1 protein-coding gene is annotated in these 1,793 nt (G+C 68.3%); it reads left to right on the top strand.

Annotated features, from left to right (window positions below; genetic code table 11):
- The coding region (locus ACZ7DL_RS39035; RefSeq protein WP_470781828.1) for a beta-ketoacyl reductase at positions 1-1,793 on the top strand (1,793 nt) is incomplete at both ends.

The raw sequence follows: 1,793 nt of genomic DNA, 5'->3' as shown, positions 1-1,793 counted from the left end.
ACCTGCGACATCACCAACCCAGACCAACTCACCCACCTCCTCAACAACATCCCCACCCAACACCCCCTCACCACCGTCATCCACACCGCCGGCACTCACCTCTTCGCGCCCCTCGCGGAGACGGACGAAGCCGCGCTCGCGTCCGTCCTCACCGGAAAGGCGGCAGGCGCGGCGCACCTGCATGAGTTGCTACTTGACCACGACACTTTGCAGCAGTTCGTCCTGTTCTCCTCCGGAGCCAGCGCATGGGGCAGCGGCAACCTTGGTGCGTACGCCGCCGCGAACGCATACCTCGACGCCCTGGCCGCGTACCGCCAGACTCGTGGGCTCCCGGGCATGTCGATCGCGTGGGGGCCGTGGGACGGCGCCGGAATGTCGGCCGGCGAGGACGCCCAGCGGTACCTCAGGGAGCGCGGCGTGCCTCCGATGGAACCTCGGCTTGCCGTCAAGGCCTTCGACCTTGCGCTCCGCGCACGCCCGAACACCAACCTCGTCATCGCCGATATGGACTGGGGCCGCTTCGTCCCGACGTTCACCGCGCGCGGCGACAGCCCCCTGATCGAGGACATTCCCGAGGTTCGGCGGCGACTGGCACGCGAGAAGGAGGCGGCCGAGGCCGCCACCACCACCGCCTCCGACACCCAGCCCCTGCGCGAACGGCTCACCGGCCTGACCGCCACGCAGCAACGCCAGGAACTCCTCCGTCTGGTACGGACGCACATGTGCGAGGTGCTCGGCCGTCACGAGGCAGAGGAGTTCGACGAGCACCGCGCCTTCCACGATCTGGGCTTCGACTCGCTCACGTCCGCCCAGTTCAGCCGGCTCATTGCCAGGGACACCGGCCTTCAGCTCTCCGCCACGTTGGTCTTCGACCATCCGACGCCTGCGGACTGTGTAGTCCTGCTACAAACTCAACTGCTGGGCGGGAGCGACGACCTCACGCCACTGCGCCAGGAGAGGGACCGCCAACCGGCCACCGACGACGAACCGATCGCCATCGTCGGCATGGCCTGCCGGTTCCCCGGCGGGGTGCGGTCCGCCGAGGAATTGTGGGGCCTCTTGGCGTCGGGGACCGATGCGATCGAGGGATTCCCCACGGACCGCGGATGGGACCTCGCGCACCTCTACCACCCCGACCCCGACCATCCCGGGACCTCCTACACCCGGCACGGCGGATTCCTCACCGCCCCAGGTGACTTCGATGCCGAGTTCTTCGGAATCAACCCGCGCGAAGCCCTCGCCATGGACCCCCAGCAACGGCTCCTCCTGGAGACCGCCTGGGAAACCATCGAACACGCCGGCATCAACCCCCAGACACTGCACGGAACATCCACCGGCGTCTTCACCGGCATCAACGCCCAGGACTACGCCGGGCATCTCCGTCAGGCCAAGGACAACGTCGAGGGATACGCGCTGACCGGAAGTTCAGGAAGCGTGGCGTCCGGCCGGGTCGCCTACACCCTCGGACTGGAGGGGCCCGCCGTCTCGGTCGACACGGCATGTTCGTCATCCCTGGTCGCCTTGCATCTGGCTTGCCAGGCGCTGCGTTCGGGCGAGTGCTCGATGGCGCTCACCGGCGGCGTCATGGTGCTCTCCTCCCCCGAGACGTTCGTGGAGTTCTCGCGGCAACGGGGGTTGTCGGTGGACGGGCGGTGCAAGTCCTTCGCGGCCGCCGCCGACGGCACGGGCTGGAGTGAAGGCGTGGGCATGCTGTTGGTGGAGCGGTTGTCGGATGCCGAGCGCAATGGTCACCGGGTGCTGGCGGTGGTGCGTGGCAGCGCGGTCAACCAGGA

The sequence above is a fragment of the Streptomyces sp. NPDC036984 genome (assembly GCF_055607665.1).
Note: the sequence above shows the minus strand (reverse complement) of the source record. Positions and strands in the feature narration are given on the sequence as shown.